15 protein-coding genes and 1 pseudogene are annotated in these 20,442 nt (G+C 38.5%); 11 read left to right on the top strand and 5 right to left on the bottom strand.

What is annotated here, in order from left to right; genetic code table 11:
* The first annotated feature begins 677 nt into the window (after nucleotides 1-677).
* Both ACVWYN_RS06495 and ACVWYN_RS06490 read left to right on the top strand, forming a co-directional pair.
* Nucleotides 678-1,854, top strand: a pseudogene (locus ACVWYN_RS06495) (IS3 family transposase).
* 988 nt (nucleotides 1,855-2,842) lie between these two features.
* Nucleotides 2,843-2,974: a hypothetical protein gene (locus ACVWYN_RS06490; protein ID WP_457288020.1), complete on the top strand. Its 132-nt coding sequence runs from the start codon at nucleotides 2,843-2,845 to the stop codon at nucleotides 2,972-2,974.
* On the opposite strand, the gene ACVWYN_RS06485 is transcribed toward ACVWYN_RS06490, so the two are convergent.
* A complete protein-coding gene (locus tag ACVWYN_RS06485; RefSeq protein WP_457288019.1) occupies nucleotides 2,971-6,207 on the bottom strand; it encodes an amidohydrolase family protein in 3,237 nt (1,078 codons plus the stop codon). The genes ACVWYN_RS06490 and ACVWYN_RS06485 overlap by 4 nt on opposite strands.
* 75 nt (nucleotides 6,208-6,282) lie before the next feature.
* Here ACVWYN_RS06485 and ACVWYN_RS06480 point away from each other — a divergent pair, with 75 nt between their 5' ends.
* From ACVWYN_RS06480 to rplT, 8 genes are all read left to right on the top strand, one after another.
* The gene (locus ACVWYN_RS06480) at nucleotides 6,283-8,175 is read left to right on the top strand and encodes a RecQ family ATP-dependent DNA helicase (protein WP_457288018.1); all 1,893 of its coding nucleotides are present in this window, start codon (nucleotides 6,283-6,285) and stop codon (nucleotides 8,173-8,175) included.
* 3 nt (nucleotides 8,176-8,178) lie between these two features.
* Entirely contained in the window at nucleotides 8,179-8,889 is a 711-nt protein-coding gene (locus tag ACVWYN_RS06475) for a head GIN domain-containing protein (protein WP_457288017.1), read from the top strand.
* Between the two features lie 3 nt (nucleotides 8,890-8,892).
* Entirely contained in the window at nucleotides 8,893-10,194 is a 1,302-nt protein-coding gene (locus tag ACVWYN_RS06470) for an MFS transporter (RefSeq protein ID WP_457288016.1), read from the top strand.
* Nucleotides 10,191-10,928 carry a (Fe-S)-binding protein gene (locus tag ACVWYN_RS06465; protein ID WP_457288015.1) on the top strand — a complete coding sequence of 246 codons (738 nt, stop codon included), beginning with the start codon at nucleotides 10,191-10,193 and terminating at the stop codon, nucleotides 10,926-10,928. Before ACVWYN_RS06470 ends, ACVWYN_RS06465 begins: the two co-directional genes overlap by 4 nt.
* A 73-nt stretch (nucleotides 10,929-11,001) precedes the next feature.
* A complete protein-coding gene (thrS, locus tag ACVWYN_RS06460; protein ID WP_457288014.1) occupies nucleotides 11,002-12,927 on the top strand; it encodes a threonine--tRNA ligase in 1,926 nt (641 codons plus the stop codon).
* A 12-nt stretch (nucleotides 12,928-12,939) separates the two neighbouring features.
* A complete protein-coding gene (gene infC, locus ACVWYN_RS06455) occupies nucleotides 12,940-13,509 on the top strand; it encodes a translation initiation factor IF-3 (RefSeq protein WP_457288013.1) in 570 nt (189 codons plus the stop codon).
* A 27-nt stretch (nucleotides 13,510-13,536) separates the two neighbouring features.
* On the top strand, nucleotides 13,537-13,737 hold the full coding sequence (gene rpmI, locus ACVWYN_RS06450) for a 50S ribosomal protein L35 (RefSeq protein WP_410886921.1): 201 nt from the start codon (nucleotides 13,537-13,539) through the stop codon (nucleotides 13,735-13,737).
* A gap of 74 nt (nucleotides 13,738-13,811) precedes the next feature.
* Nucleotides 13,812-14,156, top strand: coding sequence for a 50S ribosomal protein L20 (gene rplT / locus ACVWYN_RS06445; RefSeq protein ID WP_457288012.1), 345 nt, complete (start codon nucleotides 13,812-13,814; stop codon nucleotides 14,154-14,156).
* A 48-nt stretch (nucleotides 14,157-14,204) separates the two neighbouring features.
* On the opposite strand, the gene bioD is transcribed toward rplT, so the two are convergent.
* From bioD to ACVWYN_RS06430, 3 genes are read right to left on the bottom strand one after another with little or no spacing between them, the layout of a single operon-like run.
* Nucleotides 14,205-14,828, bottom strand: a complete 624-nt coding sequence (gene bioD, locus ACVWYN_RS06440) for a dethiobiotin synthase (protein WP_457288011.1) — start codon at nucleotides 14,826-14,828, stop codon at nucleotides 14,205-14,207.
* A gap of 2 nt (nucleotides 14,829-14,830) precedes the next feature.
* Nucleotides 14,831-15,958 carry an aminotransferase class I/II-fold pyridoxal phosphate-dependent enzyme gene (locus ACVWYN_RS06435; protein ID WP_457288010.1) on the bottom strand — a complete coding sequence of 376 codons (1,128 nt, stop codon included), beginning with the start codon at nucleotides 15,956-15,958 and terminating at the stop codon, nucleotides 14,831-14,833.
* Between the two features lie 11 nt (nucleotides 15,959-15,969).
* The gene (locus tag ACVWYN_RS06430) at nucleotides 15,970-16,746 is read right to left on the bottom strand and encodes an XRE family transcriptional regulator (RefSeq protein WP_457288009.1); all 777 of its coding nucleotides are present in this window, start codon (nucleotides 16,744-16,746) and stop codon (nucleotides 15,970-15,972) included.
* A gap of 135 nt (nucleotides 16,747-16,881) precedes the next feature.
* Between ACVWYN_RS06430 and ACVWYN_RS06425 the strand changes: the two genes are divergently transcribed.
* Complete coding sequence (locus tag ACVWYN_RS06425) at nucleotides 16,882-17,232, top strand: GIY-YIG nuclease family protein (RefSeq protein WP_457288008.1); 351 nt, start codon at nucleotides 16,882-16,884, stop codon at nucleotides 17,230-17,232.
* 9 nt (nucleotides 17,233-17,241) lie between these two features.
* Here ACVWYN_RS06425 and ACVWYN_RS06420 read toward each other — a convergent pair whose 3' ends face one another.
* On the bottom strand, nucleotides 17,242-20,409 hold the full coding sequence (locus tag ACVWYN_RS06420) for a basic secretory protein-like protein (RefSeq protein ID WP_457288007.1): 3,168 nt from the start codon (nucleotides 20,407-20,409) through the stop codon (nucleotides 17,242-17,244).
* Nucleotides 20,410-20,442: the final 33 nt, after the last annotated feature.

Genomic DNA, 20,442 nt, shown 5'->3' with positions numbered 1-20,442 from the left:
AGCTTAAATGAGATAGGTTTGATTTGTTTAAAGGCATCGGTTTATGCTCAAGAAAAATTATCTAATAAGGAGGGAATAATGATATTATACTACGTCCTTGTGGTTATAGATTGATCGTAACATTCACCATAATTATTTAGTTTCTGATACATTATCGTTATATTGCTTAATAATCAAAGAAAAATGAGTCAATCTGTGCTTTTGCTATTAGCCCTAGTTATCTTTATTATGGTTGTTTTGGGTATTGTTATAAATACCCCTGCAATAAATCGACTTCCAAAATGGAAGATAGTACTTGTTTTAGGAATTGTTATATCAACGGTATTAATTCTTTTGATTCAATAATTCTGTAAAGGAATTTCAAGTTAGAATTTTTGTCCTGTGTTATCTAATACCAAGTTCACTGTTTAAAATTTAATTTATTAAAAAACGGTGGAATAACGGAGGATACAAGGACCAGGCACAAGCCAAGAATTGTCTCAAAAGCGAAATTCTCTTTTTTCCGTAAAGGTGGTACATTCTAATTAATGAGTACATCTTAAAAAACGAGGGAATAATTAAAAATATAAAGGGTGGAGTCAGTCTCAAAAAACCAAGATTTCTATTTTTGCCAGACTGGAGTTGCTACCTTTGATTGGACACTCAGTTAAGGGTTTTATTATATCTTAACAGAAATTATGTCACGAGAAAGAAAGTCGTATCCGAAGGAGTTTAAGCTAATGAGCGTTGAACTGAGCAACACAAGATCTGATCTACCGGCCTTAGCCAAGGAATTAGATATTACGCCTCAAATATTATACCGCTGGAGGAAAGAATATTCAGCAAAACAAGGGAGTAGCTTTCCTGGAAATGGGAAGGTTATATTGAGTGAAACCGAACAGGAGCTTGCAAGGCTAAGAAAAGAATTGCGTGATACACAAATGGAGCGCGACATACTAAAAAAGGCTGTGGGCATCTTCTCCAAGAGCGACAACAAATATTCAGGTTCATAAAGGGTCATACAGAATTATTTCCAGTCGAGAAGATGTGTTCAGTATTTAGAGTAAGCAGAGGTGGTTATTACGCCTGGATGAAGGGTGTTCCTTCTAACAGAAGTGTTGAAAACCAGAAGCTTGACATAGCAATACTTGAAGCATTCGTAAACAGTAAAAAGACTTATGGCAGTCCCCGGATTACACGTGAACTCCATAAAAAGAATATCAAAGTATCAAGGGTCAGAGTGGCCAGGATGATGACAAAGGCAAAACTAAGGAGTATTGTGAAGAAAAAATTCAAGGTAACTAAAGATTCTACACACAAATTTCCCGTACCGGAAAATATACTGGACCGTGATTTTAAACCAGGTGTGCTGGGTGCAGTATGGGTACTGATATTACCTATATCAAGACCCGGCAAGGCTGGTTATACCTGACCACGGTTATTGATCTTGGTGATAGAAAAATAATAGGTTGGGCATTAAGTGTTACTATGAAAGCAATGGACACGGTGATACCTGCATTCAAAATGGCACAAAAGACAAGGCCAATCACTCAGGAACTGATCTTTCATTCTGATCGTGGAATACAGTATGCCTGCAATGAGTTCAGGTCTGTGCTGGAAAACAATCCACTAATCATCAGAAGCATGAGCAGAAAAGGAAATTGTTGGGACAACGCCGTAGCTGAAAGCTTCTTTAAGACACTTAAAGCTGAGTGCGTATATCAGCACAAGTTCACTCACAAAGAGCAGGCAGCAATCGTTGTTTTTGAATACATAGAGACTTGGTACAACCGTAAAAGGCAGCACTCAGCGCTCGGATATTTGTCCCCAGAGGAATTTGGTAAAAAATTAAATAAACAAAATATTGCAGCTTAACTGAGTGTCCATTTTATTGTTGCAATTCCAGACAACTGTGAACGGTTAGATTACCTGCTCCTTATTTTTAAACGAGTGTAATAGGAGCAGCGCCTAGTGATATTCCTAAGATACTAAAATTATTACCTTTATATCATTAAAATTTTCCAAGTTTAAAGCTTTCTGGTTTGCAGGGGCCACACCAAGATGCCCAGAATTAAACAATACATATTTGTCCTTAAAGGAGGAAAGGCTGATAGGGTTTACTGACATATCGTTTTGTACAAACTCTGGTGCTTTGGTACCTAGCATCAAATTTTTCCTGTCCATAAGATACTCTTAGTACTCTTTACCAAACTGGTGTTTCGTAAAGAGGCAGAAAGCCGATTGTTTAACGGTTCCATGAACCAAAGGTCCGGGAAGCTGCCTTTATAGTTCCACAAGTTAGCTAAACAGATGTAATTGTCTGGGTTTGCCTGTATGAATCTCAACTCCAAGACTGTAGCGGACTCAGATGTCTAGATGAAATTTGATCGGTCTCATCAGTATAATATAGGAACCAGAGGAAATTGCCGTAACTTTAGAATGCAATGAGCAATAATATGATAATTTTTTTCGCATCGGCCCTTTTTACGGGAATTATAATTGTGAATAACAATCGTAAGTACGGTTTTGAAAAGAAACGTCTTTATAGATCGATCAGAATATTTGGTTTCGTATTGATTGTATCAATTTTAGCTCTTTTGCTTAAATCTCTTTTTCATGACATTCTTGACAAAAGCTAGAGTTAGCTAGTCTCCCCGTTGGCACCTTGTTAGATCTCTTGTCAAAAAGTAGCATATTTTGTCTCTTTTTGTTAGTGCTCTTTTAAGCGTTTGCATACGTAAATTGCTATTGGTTTTCCAAATAACATGTTGTCTTAAAGAACGAAGGTATGTCTAACCCCGTAGGCTCGATTTAATCACTAGGCTCGATATTATCAAGATACGGTGGAATTTTAATAATCGAAATGTTAAAACGATACGAAGCTACAAAGGATGGATTGCCGAAAATACTTAATCCAATTCCAGTTGCAGATAAAATGGATGTTTGGGAAGCCGATTATGCTAAGATGAAAGAAGATATGATTTTAAATGGCTAATCGCAATGAGGAATGGTATAGGTCCAAGTCTCAGATTCACCAGCCGGAAAATTATAGATCATCCCTTTACCGCTTTCAAACCATAGTTTGCCTCTTAGCTTTTCGCGACCACCAATTTCATTCATCGATAAGCTATCGTATAGGCGGCCATTGATCATTACATATTTAATTTTCTCAGAGTTTCTGATGTCCTCTAGTGGATTAGCATCCATAATAACTAAATCGGCCAGTTTACCGGCCTCCAAAGAGCCGATCTCTTTGTTCATGCCAAGGTAAGTTGCGCCGTTTAAGGTAGCTGCTCTAATGGCCTGCAGAGAAGTCATCCCACCCTGTACCAGCATCCAAAGCTCCCAGTGTGCACCAAGACCTTGTATTTGCCCATGAGCACCAAGATTTACTTTTGTGCCGCCGTCTGCAATTTGCTTGACTGCTTTTGATACTTCTATATGGCCATAATCTCCATACTCTGAAGTAGTTCTTCGCCTTGAGCGGGAATCAATGATTGAGCGGGGGGTAAAGGCCATCAATCTTTCGTTTTCCCAAACGTTTGTGCGATCGTACCAATAGTTTTCTCCCCACTGACTTCCGTAGCTTACAATAAGGGTTGGTGTGTAGGCAACATTTGTCTTGTTCCAGAATGACACCACATCTTTATACACAGGAGCAACAGGGATGCTATGCTCGATACCTGTATGGCCGTCTGCAACCATGTTCATGTTGGTGAAAAATGTAGAACCCCCTTCTGGTACAACTTCCATTTTAAGAATTCTTGCAGCTTCTAGTATCTGCTGGCGTTGATCCCTGCGTGGCTGATTATAAGATTTAACAGAAAATGCGCCAACTGCTTTTAGGCGACGTAAATGAGATAGGGCATCGTCCAGGCTGTTGATAACTACCTTGAAGTCGCCATCTGCACCGTATAATATGGAACCGGTAGAGTATAGGCGCGGGCCAACCATACGGCCGGCTTTAATCATTTCCGATTGACTAAACACCATTTCCGTATTACTGGAAGGGTCATGAGATGTAGTTACGCCAAAGGCGAGATTGGCCATGTAAGACCAGTCCTGCTGCGGGGAAATACCATCCGGACTAGTCCGCAAGTGGGCATGAACATCGACCATACCTGGCATAATCGTTTTGCCGGTAACGTCTATCACCCTGGCACTTGTAGGTATGATAAGCTCTGATGCCTTTCCAACCGATATTATCTTATTGTTTTCTATTAAGATCGTTCCTTCTTCAATTACATCATCACCTTTCATGGTAATGATACGAGCACCCTTTAAAGCCGTTAACCCAGTTGGTACATCTGTTTTAAGGGTCAGGCCCATGGCAATTCCAGTACTGTCTGGAGCCGGGATGTTTTGCGGCGCACCTTCAATAAAGTTAAAAGTGTTCTTTATTTCTCTGCTGAAATACTGTTCGCCAAGTGTCCAGAAAAGTTTATTGCTATCGCCACTCCAATGCAGGTAAGTGCCGGCATCCTTTGTAACTCTAGTTAAAGGGATAGAACTGTTGCCGGAAGATAAGTCTAACGCAGTTCCTGCAGAAATCATTGGGGTTATATATACATTGAATAGTTCAGTAAATGCCATCCACTTGCCATCCGGACTTGGGCAAAACTGTGTCGCATAGGTGGAGGTATAGTGGGTGCGCTGGTCCCCACCGTTCAGGTCCATGCTTTTAAAAGCCTTTTTCCCATCCTCATTTCCCTGGAAATAAATACGGCTATCATCTGAATTAAACTGAGGTTTAATCCCGTTTTCTGATATTAGTGTTTTAGCACCACCATTGGCAGACATCGTGAAAATACCCGTTCCTCTTCCATATGTATATCCTAAAACATCGTTTCCAGACCCCTTTCTAAATACAATTCTATCTCCTTTAGAAGAATAAGAAGGAGAGTAATAAAATCCTTTTTCGTCTGTAAGTGTTACCGTTTTTCCTGTTTTAAGATCGGCTTTTTTTATGGCACCTTTAAACTCATCACTCCAGGCCGAATAGATGACAGATTTACCATCCGGACTAATATCCGGTTCAAATTCAAAGTCGAATCCTGCCGTAACGCGCTCAGGTTTACCGTTAGGTAATTCTTTTTTATATAATAAGCCTGCTGCGTTGAACACCACGAATTTTCCATCTGGAGAAGTAGTAAGCTGCCTGATCATTTTAGAAGTAAATTCTTGTTCAAATACCTGGTGGGGGAAATGAAGCGATTCTTGTATGGTCTGTTTACTGCTTACGCTGAAAGGTATATCTGCAGTAACCATAGAGGCCAGTTCAATTTTTTTGATCTTGCCTTTTGCGTAGAAAACGATATTGAGATTGTCTGGAGTCCATGCAAAATTCGGATAAACGCCAAAGATAGCCCAGGTTTCTTGCTGATCGTGGGAAAGGTCTTCAGTTAAAGGCCATTCTTCGGCGGTAGCGATATTTTGAACATACAATACCGATTTTAGCCTTACCCGTTTTACATAAGCCATTAATTTGCCATCAGGGGAGATTTGGGGGCGAGCGGCACCCCCAGCCTGAGCAATTAGGTTGTTTAGTTTTCCAGTGGTCAGGTCAAGCTGTCTAATGGCATAGATCATGCCATTTGGGTCCTTGCTATATTCGAAATTTGGGCCTGGAGAAACATCTTCACTAAAATAAAGATACTTGCCATCAGGAGATACATTCGGTTCACCTGCATCTTGTTGGTCATTTTTTCTTTGAGTAAGCTGTACACCACTACCGCCGTAGATACTGTACATCCACATCTCTCCAGCGCCAAGGGAGCGCGTACCAGTGAAATGCTTGCGGGCAATTATATAGTCGCTCTTAGGCATCCAGGTTGCATTATTTAGCAGACGGAAGGTTTCTTTGGTAATCTGTTTTTTATTGGAGCCATCCCGGTTCATAATCCAGATATTATCAGCACCGCTTTTATCGCTGGTGTATGATATGTATTTACCGTTTGGACTAAATCGTGGCTGTACATCAAATGCAATACCTCCACTCAAAAGCGTAGCGTTTCCACCCGTAATAGGCATCGTGTAGATATCGCCAAGCAGATCGAATACGATGTCCTTTCCATCGGCACTAACGTCAAGGTTCATCCATGTTCCCTCATCCGTATTAATAGTAAAGCTTTTGGTAGGTCCTTTATATTTTTCTACATCCCAGATTTTTTCCTGAGCAAAAGAGATTTGAGATAAAAAAAGTGCTGCTAACAGTAAAAATTTTCTCATATAAATAAGTTAGTTATCGGCCTGCAATTTACAATAATATCGGTTCATTTTTATAGTTTTGGGCGCTACCAGTTTATGAATGAAGCCGAACTATTAAAACGTTATTGGGGATTTGATAATTTCAGGCCACTTCAGGATGAAATTATTCATTCAGTATTAAATGGAAACGATACATTGGCCCTAATGCCTACAGGTGGAGGTAAGTCACTTTGTTTCCAATTACCAGCCCTGGCTAAGGAAGGGATCTGTATCGTGGTATCACCACTTATTGCTTTAATGAAGGATCAGGTTGAGCACCTAAAGGCCAAAGGAATTGAAGCAGTAGCCATTTATTCCGGTATGGGCAAGCGAGAAATTGATATCCTGTTAGATAATTGTGTATACGGAAAGATCAAGTTTTTATACCTTTCGCCCGAACGTCTACTTTCTGAGTTGGTGAGGGTAAGGATATCTTACATGAATGTAAACCTAATTGCGGTTGATGAGGCGCACTGTGTATCTCAATGGGGCTATGATTTCAGGCCCCCTTACTTAAAGATTAATGAGCTCAGGGAGATACATCCTGATGTGCCAATTTTGGCACTTACAGCCACTGCTACCAGAAGGGTTAGAGACGATATTGCAGATAAGCTGCAGCTCAAAGAGGTAAAAGTATTTGTGAAAAGCTTTGCGCGTAAAAATTTAAGTTATGTAGTGCTTACTGACGAGGACAAATATAGAAGGCTAATAAAGGTTGTTAAAAATGTTAAGGGGAGCGGACTGGTGTACGTTCGGAATAGAAGGGAAACATCTGAAGTGGCCTTGTTTTTAAAACGAAATGGAATAGCCGCCGATTTTTATCATGCGGGGATAGAAAGGGACGAACGGTTTACCAAGCAGGCTGACTGGATGGCTAATAAAATACAAGTAATGGTGGCTACGAATGCCTTTGGTATGGGTATCGATAAAGCTGATGTTCGTTTTGTGGTGCATTTGGATCTGCCGGAAAGTCTGGAGGCCTATTACCAGGAAGCTGGCAGGGCTGGTAGGGACGGCAATAAGTCTTATGCGGTATTGCTGGCTAATAAATCTGATCAGCTGGCACTGGAAGCCAAGTACAGCAACAGCTTTCCCTCTGTTGAGGAAATAAAAAAGGTTTACCATGATTTAGGAAGCTTTTTTCAACTTGCTTATAATGCAGGGGAGGGATTGAACTTTGATTTCGATCTTGCTGATTTTTGTAAACGATTTAATATTGGTGTTGTTAAAGCGATGGCTGCGCTTAAGTTTTTAGAACATGATGGATATCTAACCTTATCTGAGAATATTTTTCTGCAGTCGAGGGTTATGTTTCTTGTCGGACATGAAGATGTATATCGTTTCCAGATTGAGAATGCTGGTTATGATAAGTTAATTAAAGCCATACTTCGCTCTTATGGCGGTGCATTTGATGTTTATGTTAAAATACAGGAATCAGATATTGCGAAGAAAACGAGCATGTCTTTTAAGGATGTGGTAAGACACCTGAACTTTTTTGAGGAACAAGGTTTGTTATCCTATCTTCCGCAAACAGATCAGCCCCAAATACAATATTTACGAGCGAGAGTTGACCTTCTACATCTTGACATTGATACCAAATATATTGAGTTGAGAAAGAAAGTACAGGCCGATCAAATCAAGGCAGTTTTGGCCTATGCTGCAAATAATGAATGTAGAAGCATTCAGTTATTGAGTTATTTTGATGAGGCCGGATCAGAGAAATGTGGTGTATGCGATGTCTGTTTGGCAGAAAAAAAGGCTGATGACTATGAACAACTGGAAGATCGGATTGATTTTGAAATAGCAACATTACTACAAACGCAGCCATACGCGCTTGATGATCTGGTTACGCAAATTGCCGCAGGAACAGAGCAGGAACGTTTAGACAGAATAAGAGTGCTGCTTGATGCAGGGAAAATTAAAACAGACAGTAAAAATTATTACCTTTAATCTATGAAAAAAATATTCGCCATTGTACTTTTCATCCCAGTTTTACTGGCAGGTTGTTCTTCAGGATGTATCGAAGATTCAGGTCATCATATTGCTAAAGCACTTACGGTAAAGCCTTTTAATGAGATTGATGTAAGTGGGGCCATTAAGCTGGTTCTAAAACAAGACAGCACCTACGCCATTAAAATTGAGGCTGATTCTAATTTAATGGATTACATTAAAGCTAATGTAAGTGGGTCTGAACTAACTTTGAGCATGAAGAAGGGCCAGTATTGTGGAACTGATTCTATTGTGATCTATGCAGGCATAGGTGAATTAAAAAAATTAAGCGCGGCAGGAGCAGTAGATATAAGAAGTGAGGGTGCTATATATGCCAAAGATGTTTCGCTTGGTTTAGCAGGGGCAAGTAATGCTTCAATAACGCTGAATGCAGCAAACCTGATTACAACCATAGATGGTGTTGGGAAATTGAAATTATCCGGACAAGCCGGAACCCATAAACTGACAACCACAGGATCTGCCGAAGTTGAAGCATTTGATTTTACATCAGGTGTTTATGATATCCACATCACCGGAACAGGTAAAGCGAACATCAATGTGCTTAACGAATTGAAAGTTAAGACCGAAGGGTCCAGCGAAATCTATTATAAAGGTAGCCCAAGCAGTATAGATGAAAAGAAAACCGGTGCTGCTAAATTAGAGAAAGTTAATTAACCAATGAAGAACGATAAAAAGATTATAAGGTCATGGGCTTTCTTTGATTGGGCTAATTCTGCTTACAACCTGGTTATTACCTCTACCATATTTCCTGCTTACTATACAATTATTACTACGACAAAGGAACATGGTGATCAGGTAGTTTTTTTTGGTAAAACATTTACCAATACAGCATTGTCTAATTATGCCTTGTCATTTGCTTATTTATTAATGGCCATTGCCCTTCCTATATTATCATCTATTGCAGACTATAGAGGGAATAAGAAGATATTTATGAAAGGCTTTACTTACGTAGGTGGTATAGCGTGTATAGGATTGTACTTTTTTAAATTGGAAACGCTGGAATGGGGTATCATTTGCTTTGTAATTGCAGCAATGGGTTATATTGGAGGTGTTTTATTTAATAATTCTTATCTTCCAGAGATAGCCAGCCCAGAAAACCAGGATACTGTTAGCGCCAAGGGTTATGCTTATGGTTATGTTGGTAGTGTAGTTTTACAACTGATCTGCTTTGTGTTTGTTTTGAAGCCAGAATTATTTGGCATCACAGATGCATCATTTCCAGCTCGTCTCTCTTTTTTACTGGTAGGGGTATGGTGGATCGCTTTTGCACAGATTCCTTTTAAGAGTTTACCTAAAGGAAGTCCGAATTTTAAGGGAGAAGGTAAAAGCGTAGCTAAAAGCGGTTTTCAGGAACTGGCTAAAGTATGGAAGCAATTGAAAAGTATGAAGTTTATGAAACTTTATCTGCTGGCATTTTTCTTTTACTCTATGGCCGTACAAACTATTATGCTTGCAGCGGCTGGTTTTGGAGAGAAGACATTGCACCTGGGAACGGCAAAATTAATTGCGGTAATCCTAATTATTCAGTTGGTGGCTATTCTTGGAGCCATGGCGATGTCTTATTTCGCAAAAAGGGTGGGAAACATTAAAGTTCTTGTGTACGTTGTTATTGTTTGGATAATAGCTTGTGTTTGTGGCTATTTTGTGGTTAACGAGTTCCAATTTTATGGTTTAGCTGCACTTGTTGGTTTGATTATGGGTGGTATCCAGTCTTTATCCAGATCTACTTACTCCAAATATTTGCCTGAAGATACTGCAGATTCTGCTTCATTCTTCAGTTTTTATGATGTTACAGAAAAACTAGCAATAGTGATAGGTTTGTTTACTTTTGCCCTGATTGAAGAATTGACAGGCAACATGCGCAATTCAATTGTTATTTTAGCTGGGTTTTTTATAATTGGATTGATATTTTTGCTGCTGCTTAGAGGTGTTGAAAAGAAATTAGTGAAGATTAGATGAGAGTAGAATTATTTGTACCATGTTTTGTTGATCAATTATATCCTGAAACCGCATTTAACACAATAAAGTTGCTTGAAAAGGCTGGCTGTGAGGTTTTTTATAATACAGAGCAGACTTGTTGCGGACAGCCCGCTTATAATGCTGGTTACTGGGAACAGGCTAAAGAAACTGGGAATAAATTTCTGAGTGATTTTTCAGAAACGGATTATATTGTAGCACCATCTGCGTCATGTGTTGGAATGGTAAAAAATGGTTTTAACGATTTATTTACCAATACGATTGTTCATAACAAATGCAGAAATATTCAGGGTAATATTTTCGAGTTATCGGATTTTCTGGTTAATGTTCTTAAGAAGGATTATTTTGGAGCGGAGCTTGAAGGGAAAGCTGTTTACCATGATTCCTGCAGCGGATTGCGCGAATGTAAGATTAAGGAAGAACCAAGATTGTTGCTGTCTAAAGTTCATGGCTTGGAAATGGTAGAAATGAGGGATACAGATATGTGCTGTGGTTTTGGTGGCACATTTGCCGTTAAATTCGACTCGATCTCATCGGCTATGGCAGAACAAAAAGTAAATAATGCACTTGAGCAGGGAGCTGAATACGTTATCTCAACAGATCTATCTTGTTTAATGCATATACAAGGGTATATCGATAAGAACAATATACCCCTAAAAACCATGCACTTAGCAGATGTGCTAGCAAATGGCTGGCTGGAAAGTACAGAATATTAGTTAACTTTGGATTGATGATCACATTGTAGGTGATCTTATTATAATTTTTTTAACTCTTAAATCATAGTTGTAGATGATTAATATTACATTACCTGACGGCTCCAGTCGTCAGTATGAAAAGGGCACAACTGCCCATCAAATTGCATTATCCATATCAGAGGGCCTGGCCCGAAATGTTTTGGCCGCTGAAGTTAACGGTGAGGTATGGGATTCTTCAAGACCAATTGATTCGGATTCTTCTGTTAAGTTGTTAACCTGGAATGATACTGCAGGTAAATCGACTTTCTGGCATTCATCAGCTCACATTATGGCTGAAGCTCTCGAAGCTTTATATCCTGGTACTAAGTTCGGTATTGGGCCAGCAATAGAGACTGGGTTTTACTACGATGTAGATTTTGGCGAACGAGAATTCTCTTCTGACGACTTCAAGGCAATTGAGACTAAGATGCTGGAATTGGCCAAAAAGAAGGAATTATTTGAGCGTAAGGCTGTATCCAAATCAGATGCGATAGCATATTTCAATGAAAAAGGAGATGAGTATAAATTAGACCTTTTAGAAGGTCTGGAAGATGGTAAAATTACGTTCTACAGTCAGGGTGAATTTACTGACTTGTGTCGCGGCCCCCATATCCCTAACACTGGTTTCATCAAGGCTGTAAAGCTGATGAATGTTGCCGGTGCATACTGGAGAGGAGATGAGACTAGAAAACAGCTAACACGTATTTATGGTGTTACTTTCCCTAAGGCAAGTGAGTTGACTGAGTATCTTCATATGATTGAAGAAGCTAAAAAAAGAGATCACAGGAAGCTTGGTAAAGAACTGGAATTGTTTGCTTTCTCTGAGAAAGTAGGTATGGGCTTACCACTTTGGTTGCCTAAAGGGGCTGCCTTGCGTGAACGTCTGGTGCAGTTTTTAACAAAGGCTCAAGGAAAAGCTGGTTATGAGCAGGTAATAACTCCTCATATCGGACATAAGAATTTATACATTACCTCTGGACACTATGAGAAGTATGGTAAGGATAGCTTTCAGCCGATAAAGACTCCACAAGAAGGAGAGGAATTTTTTCTTAAACCAATGAATTGCCCGCATCACTGCGAGATCTATAAAGTTAAACCAAGGTCTTATAAAGATCTTCCTTTGCGCTTTGCTGAATTTGGAACGGTATACCGTTATGAACAAAGCGGTGAGTTGCATGGATTGACAAGAGTAAGGGGTTTTACTCAGGATGATGCACATTTATTCTGCCGACCAGATCAGGTTAAAGAGGAGTTTAAAAAAGTTATTGACTTGGTACTATATGTTTTCAAATCGCTGGGCTTTGATAATTACACTGCTCAGGTGTCTTTGAGAGATAAAGAGAAAAGCTCAAAATATATTGGAAGTGATGAAAATTGGCTTTTAGCAGAATCAGCAATTATTGAAGCAGCTGCCGAAAAAGGGTTACCAACCATTGTAGAGTATGGTGAGGCCGCATTTTACGGTCCGAAGCTAGACTTTATGGTTAAAGATGCTTTGGGTAGAAAATGGCAGCTTGGAACGATTCAAGTTGATTATAACCTGCCTGAGCGCTTTGAACTGGAATACACAGGAAGTGACAATCAGAAGCACAGACCGGTAATGATTCATAGGGCTCCGTTTGGATCTTTAGAAAGATTTATTGCAGTACTGATAGAACATTGCGCCGGTAACTTCCCTTTATGGTTGTCGCCAGAGCAGTTTATTATTCTTCCAATCTCTGAGAAGTATGAAGATTATGCGAAAAAAGTTTCAGATGAACTAAATAATTCCGATATTCGCGGGCTGATTGACTTTCGAGATGAGAAAATTGGAAGGAAGATTAGGGACGCAGAGGTTAAAAAAATTCCTTATATGCTGATTATAGGTGAGAAAGAAATGGCCGATGGTCAATTGTCTGTAAGAAAGCATGGTGAGGGGGATTTAGGATCAATGACGTTGCAAGAATTTAGTGAATTATTAATTAAAGAAATAACAGTTTAACAGGATACAAATTTGGCATTAGGCAGACCAGGATTTAATAGGGGACCACGTCCTCCTTTTAAGAAGAAAGAAGCAGAACATAATATTAATCAGTTTATCAGAGCCCAAGAGGTAAGGTTGGCTGGTGATAATGTTGAACCGGGGATTTATCCTTTGGCAAAAGCTTTAACCCTTGCCGATGAATTGGAACTTGATCTGGTTGAAATATCACCAAATGCTGTTCCTCCTGTTTGCAGGATAATAGACTACAGTAAGTTTGTTTACGAGCAAAAGAAAAAGCAAAAGGAGATTAAGTCCAATGCGAAGCAAACTGTTATTAAAGAGATTAGATTCGGTCCTAATACAAATGATCATGATTTTCAGTTTAAACTAAAACATGCAGTTAGTTTCCTGGAAAACGGTGAGAAGGTGAGGGCTTATGTTCATTTTAAGGGAAGGGCAATTGTTTATAAGGAGCAAGGCGAGATCTTGTTACTTAAATTTGCTCAAGCACTTGAAGATATAGGTAAGGTAGAGTTGTTGCCTAAATTAGAAGGAAAGCGCATGTTTTTAACGCTTGCGCCGAAAGTTGTTAAGAAATAGTAATAAATTAAATAAATAAACAAGGTTATGCCAAAAATGAAAACCAATTCCAGTGCTAAAAAGCGTTTTTCGCTTACTGGAACAGGTAAAATCGCTAGAAAGAACGCATACAAAAGTCACATTTTAACAAAGATGTCTACTAAACGTAAGCGTAATTTAGGTCACACCTCAATGGTGTCAGCAGCTGACACGGGCAACGTTAAACGTATGCTTGCAATCGGTAAATAATTAAATTTTTAACCAGGTAACAGGTAGTAAGTTTGCTGTGATACGCAACACCTTTTATCAAAAACAATTAAAACATGCCACGTTCGGTAAACGCAGTAGCTTCGAGAAGAAGAAGGAAAAAAGTTCTTAATTTAGCCAAAGGCTATTGGGGATCAAGAAGCAAGGTTTTCACCATTGCTAAAAATACGGTAGAAAAAGGTTTGCAATATGCATACCGTGACCGTAAAGTTAAGAAAAGAGAATTTCGTGGATTGTGGATTCAGCGTATTAATGCAGGAGCACGTCAGCACGGTATATCTTACTCTCAATTAATTGGTAAGCTTGCCACTAAAAATATCGGTTTAAACCGTAAAGTTTTAGCTGATTTAGCAATGAACCATCCAGACGCTTTTAAAGCGGTAATTGATGCAGTAAAATAAATATCAGAAATTGTGAATAAGAAAAGGGAAGTTTATGCTTCCCTTTTTTTATTGACTGATATTTAGATTTAAAAAGCGGCCAGCGCTATTAATAGTATCTTGATTTAGGTTAGTAAGTTCAGGAATTCTACCAAGTATTGGAAGTTTGCTATACTGTTCAATGTATTGCTCGGTATGCGAATTCTCTTCACCATTGAATATAATTCCTTCTACAGGTATTTGGTTGAACTTTAGAATCTGAATAGTAAGTAAGGTATGGTTGATGCTTCCTAAATAATTTTTAGAAACTACTATCACCTTTGTGTTTAGTGCCTTTATTAAATCCAGCATCAGCTCTTTGTCATTAAGCGGTACCATCAAACCGCCTGCACCTTCGATAACGATGTTATTTTCTGTAATAGGAATTTGGAAGTCGGCTATTTTAAGGTCAACACCGTCAATTTTTGCTGATAAATGAGGGGATAATGGAAGGGATAGCCGAAATCTTTCCTCATGGATTTTAGTTTTAGTATTACTTACCAGGTTGCTGACCATCAAACTATCACTTTGATCCAAATCTCCCGACTGAATAGGCTTCCAATAGTCTGCCTTAAGTTTTTGGGTAATAATTGCGCTGACTATAGTTTTGCCGATTCCTGTTCCAATTCCTGTAACAAAGTATTTGCTAGACATGTTTATTGTAGGTTTTTTAGTTCTTTTACCAAATCAATGATGTGCTGATCTGAATTGAACAAATGTAAACAAATTCTAAGGCGTTCCTTGCCTTCAGGTACAGTGGGACTTAAGATTGCCCTAATGTCATATCCTTTGTTCTGTAGGGTGTTTGCAGCAGCTTTGGCGTGTTTATTACTGTTGAATAGGAAAGTTTTAATAGTGCTTTCTGTTGGCGTTTTTTCGGAAAGGTTATGCTCATTTATTTGTTGGTTGTATAGTGCGATCTTATCGAATATAAGTGGTAGATAATTAGTTTCAGTTAATCGCTGATACGCGCATTTTATAGCTACGATGTTATGTAGAGGTGCGGCGGTGGTATAGATAAAAGACCTTGCGAAGTTTATGAGGTATTGGCGAAGGTTAATGCTGCCCAATACAATTGCACCATGGCAACCAAGAGCCTTGCCAAACGTTATTATTCTTGCGAAGACTTGTTTTTCCAAGCCTAAGGATGGCACTAAACCTTTTCCGTAGTTACCGATAATACCTAGCGCATGAGCTTCATCTACAATAAGATTTGCATGGTAGAATTTACAAAGCCGAACGATTTCATTTAGAGGAGCAATGTCGCCATCCATAGAATATACACTTTCAATGACTACATAAATATTCCCTTTAGCTACCTTTAGCTTAGCTTCTAATTGTATAGTATCATTGTGCCGAAAAGTAAAACGGTTCGCATAAGTTAGTCTCGCGCCATCTATTAAGCTGGCATGAATAAACTCGTCAGTGATTATCGTGTCGCCACGTTGAGCGATGCTAGACAATAAACCAATATTGGCATCATAGCCTGAATTGAAGATCAGGCCACTTTCCGCATTATGAAATTGGGCGATTAAATGCTCTGTTTCTTCGGTAAAATGATGATTGCCGCTTAATAGCCTAGAGCCTCCTGATCCATTTTGATGAACAGCAAAACTTTGTAGTGTATTATTAATGTGTTGCTTCAATTCATCGGATCTTGCAAAACCAAGGTAATCGTTTGAGCAAAAATCTAATGGTAGTATGCTTGTAGATAGTTTCCTGATTGAACCATTCTCTATACGTTCATCTAATTTTAGCTTTATGAACTTTTCAGCTGTGTTCATACGAAAGCAGTTTAATTTTTATTAAGCTGTGAGATAGATTTCTGCATCTGAGACATCATGGTGGTCAAGGTTTCAATAGTTGGCTCAGGCATTGGGTCAGGAAGTATAGAAGATATATAAGCTTTTGCTTTCCATATTTCTAGTATATCATCAGACGAGACTGTATAGGAATCATAAACCTTATTATCTGAGATTAGCTTAAGCTCTTTATTTTCTTTAAAACGATTGCCTGCCCTTTTATAAACAACACCCTCATTCTTGCTAATGATCACATAAGTTTCGCCTGCTTTAATGTCATTCCAGTTATCAAGGTATTCACCAAGTATAATACTGCCTGATTGAATAGGGAGCATAGAATCTCCGATTATTTCAAAAGCTCTGAAAGTGCCATTCTTTAAGAAAGGTAGGGGTAGTTGAAATTTTGGAAGGTCCTGTACATACTGAGGATCTGAAAAACCATTCAAATAACCCGCACTCGCTTTAACAGGAACCATTTCAATATTTTCATTATCGTCTTTGTCAACGGTAATGCTTAGGATGCGAAGATTGGAGCCCTGGCTTTTAGGTTTAGGTTTCCAAGTGTCGTTGATGTTTTCATTGATGAATTCATCAATAGTTAAGTCGAAATATTCTGCTATTCTTTTTAGTAAGTCATATTTAGGCTCTGCCCTGTCTTCTTCATAAGCACCGATCAATGATCTTTTAATTTGCATGGCATCAGCGAATTGCTGCTGTGTATGGCCTTTTTTCTTTCTTAAGTACTTTAGATTGGAGGAAATATTTGACATAAAATAAAAGTTTAAAATAAATTTGTTTTTACTAAAATAGTTAGTATTATTGTGCCAATAAAGTTAGTAATATTTATTTAAATATCCAATAAGTAACTAATTTAATTAGTTTATCACATATAACTGCTAATGGCTATGAAGAAATTCGTTTACATTGTTACCGATAGGAACCGCACAAGCTTACACGTTGGTATGAGCTCTGATTTAATCAAGACTTTAGATTTTTACAAACAGATGCCTTGTCTTTTTTTCGATAGTGGACAGCAGCTAACACGTTTGGTTTACTTTGAAGAATTTAAAACTGAAGCACAGGCATTAAGTAGGTTCAAACTCATTAGCCGTTATACCAGAACCCAAAAAGAACGTGTAGTAAGGTCTTGCAATCCTGACTGGATAGACCTAACGATAGGATTAGATTTTGAACACATCATGTCGGCAAAAAAGCTTGTTAACCAAGTTAACTTGCCTTTTACCATCATGTCTTAATCTTGCATTTTACCAACCCGGTGCAAAGGTCAATCCAAATACCCCTGCTTTAACATCCTTACGCTGAAATGGAATTGCGTAATAAGGCTCTATTACAAAATAACCAAATACATTTACCCTCAGTGATATACCAACGCTCATTGCTGGTACACGTTCATTAGTTGATTGTGTAGTTACTGGATTTCCACCGCTATCCAAAACGTCGTTACCACTCTCATCCTTTACGTTTACAGTATTGTAGGTTGGCTGACTTTTAAATACAACTTTTGATCCCTGACTCCATGCTAATCCTGCATCAAAAAACAAATTAAGGTCACTGAATAAGAACTTAGAAGGGATTTGAGCTAGCTTTTTAGGCCCTGTAAAAGGCAATCTCACTTCAAAGTTAAATACTGCTATCTTACTACCAGATAACTGATTGATGTTAAAGCCCGACCCGGAATTGCTATTGTAAAGGGAATTTGCCTCATAACCACGAATAAAGTATGGGTATCCTACATAAAGTGGATAAAGATTTTCACCATCCTTACCAATTCGAAGATAATTATAGGTTCTAGCGGCAAGCGTTATTGGTTTCAAACGAACATATTTTCTTGCATCTACAGTAACTGCAGAGAACTTATAATCTCCAAAATATTGCTCAGCTCCAATCCTATAACGGAAACCGTCAAGAGGTGAGGTCATTCCACTAATGGAATTGTCGCCCACAAATGAAGCATTCACCTGAAAAATATTGAAAGCGTTTAACGGCGTACGAAATTCAGTAGTCGCATCTTTCGTGTTTATCTTTTTCTTTTCTGAAGTGATGTAGCGCCCATTATAATCATAATAATTACTTATGCGGTCTACACGATAACTATAATAAGAAAGCGCACCACCGGCTTCAAATCGATGTACTTTATTGAAAGGATAAGAGCCGAAAAGTTGAATCTGATCTTCAAAAGTTCTAATCAAATTGGTCCTGTCGTTAATTACATCCACCTTGGTTCCATCTGTATAACTTAGTTGATCTGCAACAATTTCCCTATAACCAGTAACGTATGGGAGATGCGAAAGCGCAATTCCCCAGTTAATTCTTTTTTGCTGGTTAATATAACCTATTAAGCCACCAAAGTCATAAATTTCTCCGTTTACGGAAAGATTTGCGATAATTTGGTTCCTCCCAAGAATATCACTAAACATACCAACAACACCACCTTGAACTCCTGTTCCAAAGCGACTGGTAGAGACACCTACGCCACTATTTGCCAAATAGTCTAAAGTAAATTTTGGTCGGTAAGGTACGAGGCGCATAGAATCTGCACTGGTTTTTTCAAACCTTTCAAAATTACCAAGATTGGAATTTACCACATCAACACCTGTACTCTCTTTTGGAGGTAAAATCGCAGCATCAAAATTAACAGCATTGGCGTCTACTGGTTTAGATCTGAAATTGCTAACAGCGGAGTTATAGAGGGTATAGCGTTGAGACCTGTAATAACTATAAATTATATCATCGTTGTTAGAAACTGTTAGGGCAGGGGAGAACTCAGTTATACCGCTTATTCCTGTAAAGTAATCTGTTAATTGCTTGACTGAGTTATCAGCCAAATTGTATTGGTATAAGTTTCTGAATCCATCGCGGTTAGATAAGAAAAATAAAGATTTACTATCCCCAGAAAACTGAGCATTCAGGTTATTCGCACCAGGAAAAACTGGCACATCTGAAATGGATTTAGTTTCAATATTGTATATGCTCAGGTTGATTGGATGAACTGCATTTGTTCCATTTTTAAGTCTAGATACCCTATCCGTAGAGAAAGCGATGAGCTTTCCGTCTTTAGAATAATTCGGAGCATAGTCTGAAAAATTATCATTAGTTATCTGTGTTATTTTTTTGTCTTTCAGGTTATAAGAGAAAATATCACTTTGACCTTCTATCATTCCTGAAAATGCAATGTCCTGTCCATTTGGAGACCATGTTAAGTTCCCGAACTGTTCAACATGGCCCATATCAGTACTCAGCAATTGTTTACCACTGGCTACGTCGATGATCATTAACTCATTTTTACCCTTGCTGAAAATACTAAATGCAAATTGCTTACTGTCTGGCGACCATGTTCCTGCAGATTCTAAGAAGTTAAAGTCGTCTATATGCGAATTGGAGATTTGACTGCTTAGTTTTCTAATAATTTTACCTGTCTTTGCCTCAGCAAGGAATAGATCAATGCCGAAAAGGTCTTTTTCAGAAAGAAATGCGAGATACTGGCCATCTGGACTAATCGAAGGCGCAACGTTCATATTGCCGGCATTCTTATTATCTACGATTTTGGTGCCACTAATTTTAACCTGTGAACTATCTGCCTTTAACATCGGACGATAATGAGATTCAATAGCATTTTTCCATAAACCTGATAAAGTATTGTCGTCGTAACCAAAAGTATATTTCAAGCCATTTTCATAACCAAACCTAGCTGTTGCCTTAAATAAAGGAACAATAGTTGTATCACCGTATACGGAACCCACAAAAGTCCAGAATGCCTGTCCATAACGATAGGGGAAATATTTGTTTGAATTGGTAAGGTCTTTTAGAGAAGGGATGTCTCTGTTTAGCATGGCATCCCGCATCCACATAGAAGTAAATGCATCAGTTTTACCAACGGATAAGTACTCTGCCATACCCTCAATCATCCATAGTGGAATCTGCCCGATGTTCTCCATACGAACAGAATCTTTTTCTAGTAAAATATGGTATTGAAAGGCGTGAACTAACTCATGTCCCAATACATGTCTTGTCTGATTGTTAAGCTCCATTACCGGCATGATAACCCTATTCTTAAGGGCTTCTGTAACACCACCAGTACCTATTCCAATTTCGCCCTGCAATGCAGTGGTTTGCTGAAAATCAGGATGATTACTATAAAGGATAATTGGATTTTTTCTTAAAAAAGTATCCCTGAAAACTTCTTGATGCATTTTATACCATGTTTCTGCATCTTCAGCTAGTTTTCTAACTAACTTTTCATTCTTTAGATAATAGTAGATCTCAAAATGAGGAGTTTGTAGCACTTTAAATTTCTCATTCTTGTACCGCACCTTATTCTGACCAAAATACTGAGCTTGAACGGAAACCACAGATATAAATATAAGGATCAGTATTGGAATAAATCTTCTCATGAACTTAGAGGTCATTATCATATTTAGTTATTTTATAGCGTATTAAATCTACGT

The sequence above is a fragment of the Pedobacter sp. UYP24 genome, from assembly GCF_054057295.1.
Note: the sequence above shows the minus strand (reverse complement) of the source record. Positions and strands in the feature narration are given on the sequence as shown.

What these genes read in the sequence shown, in the direction of transcription:
- bioD (WP_457288011.1), bottom strand. Translation starts at nt 14,828, where the DNA reads ATGTCTAGCAAATACTTTGTTACAGGAATTGGAACAGGAATCGGCAAA.
- ACVWYN_RS06485 (WP_457288019.1), bottom strand. Translation starts at nt 6,207, where the DNA reads ATGAGAAAATTTTTACTGTTAGCAGCACTTTTTTTATCTCAAATCTCT.
- ACVWYN_RS06490 (WP_457288020.1), top strand. Translation starts at nt 2,843, where the DNA reads ATGTTAAAACGATACGAAGCTACAAAGGATGGATTGCCGAAAATACTT.
- ACVWYN_RS06480 (WP_457288018.1), top strand. Translation starts at nt 6,283, where the DNA reads ATGAATGAAGCCGAACTATTAAAACGTTATTGGGGATTTGATAATTTC.
- ACVWYN_RS06470 (WP_457288016.1), top strand. Translation starts at nt 8,893, where the DNA reads ATGAAGAACGATAAAAAGATTATAAGGTCATGGGCTTTCTTTGATTGG.
- ACVWYN_RS06465 (WP_457288015.1), top strand. Translation starts at nt 10,191, where the DNA reads ATGAGAGTAGAATTATTTGTACCATGTTTTGTTGATCAATTATATCCT.
- ACVWYN_RS06425 (WP_457288008.1), top strand. Translation starts at nt 16,882, where the DNA reads ATGAAGAAATTCGTTTACATTGTTACCGATAGGAACCGCACAAGCTTA.
- ACVWYN_RS06435 (WP_457288010.1), bottom strand. Translation starts at nt 15,958, where the DNA reads ATGAACACAGCTGAAAAGTTCATAAAGCTAAAATTAGATGAACGTATA.
- ACVWYN_RS06420 (WP_457288007.1), bottom strand. Translation starts at nt 20,409, where the DNA reads ATGATAATGACCTCTAAGTTCATGAGAAGATTTATTCCAATACTGATC.
- thrS (WP_457288014.1), top strand. Translation starts at nt 11,002, where the DNA reads ATGATTAATATTACATTACCTGACGGCTCCAGTCGTCAGTATGAAAAG.
- rpmI (WP_410886921.1), top strand. Translation starts at nt 13,537, where the DNA reads ATGCCAAAAATGAAAACCAATTCCAGTGCTAAAAAGCGTTTTTCGCTT.
- rplT (WP_457288012.1), top strand. Translation starts at nt 13,812, where the DNA reads ATGCCACGTTCGGTAAACGCAGTAGCTTCGAGAAGAAGAAGGAAAAAA.
- ACVWYN_RS06475 (WP_457288017.1), top strand. Translation starts at nt 8,179, where the DNA reads ATGAAAAAAATATTCGCCATTGTACTTTTCATCCCAGTTTTACTGGCA.
- ACVWYN_RS06430 (WP_457288009.1), bottom strand. Translation starts at nt 16,746, where the DNA reads ATGTCAAATATTTCCTCCAATCTAAAGTACTTAAGAAAGAAAAAAGGC.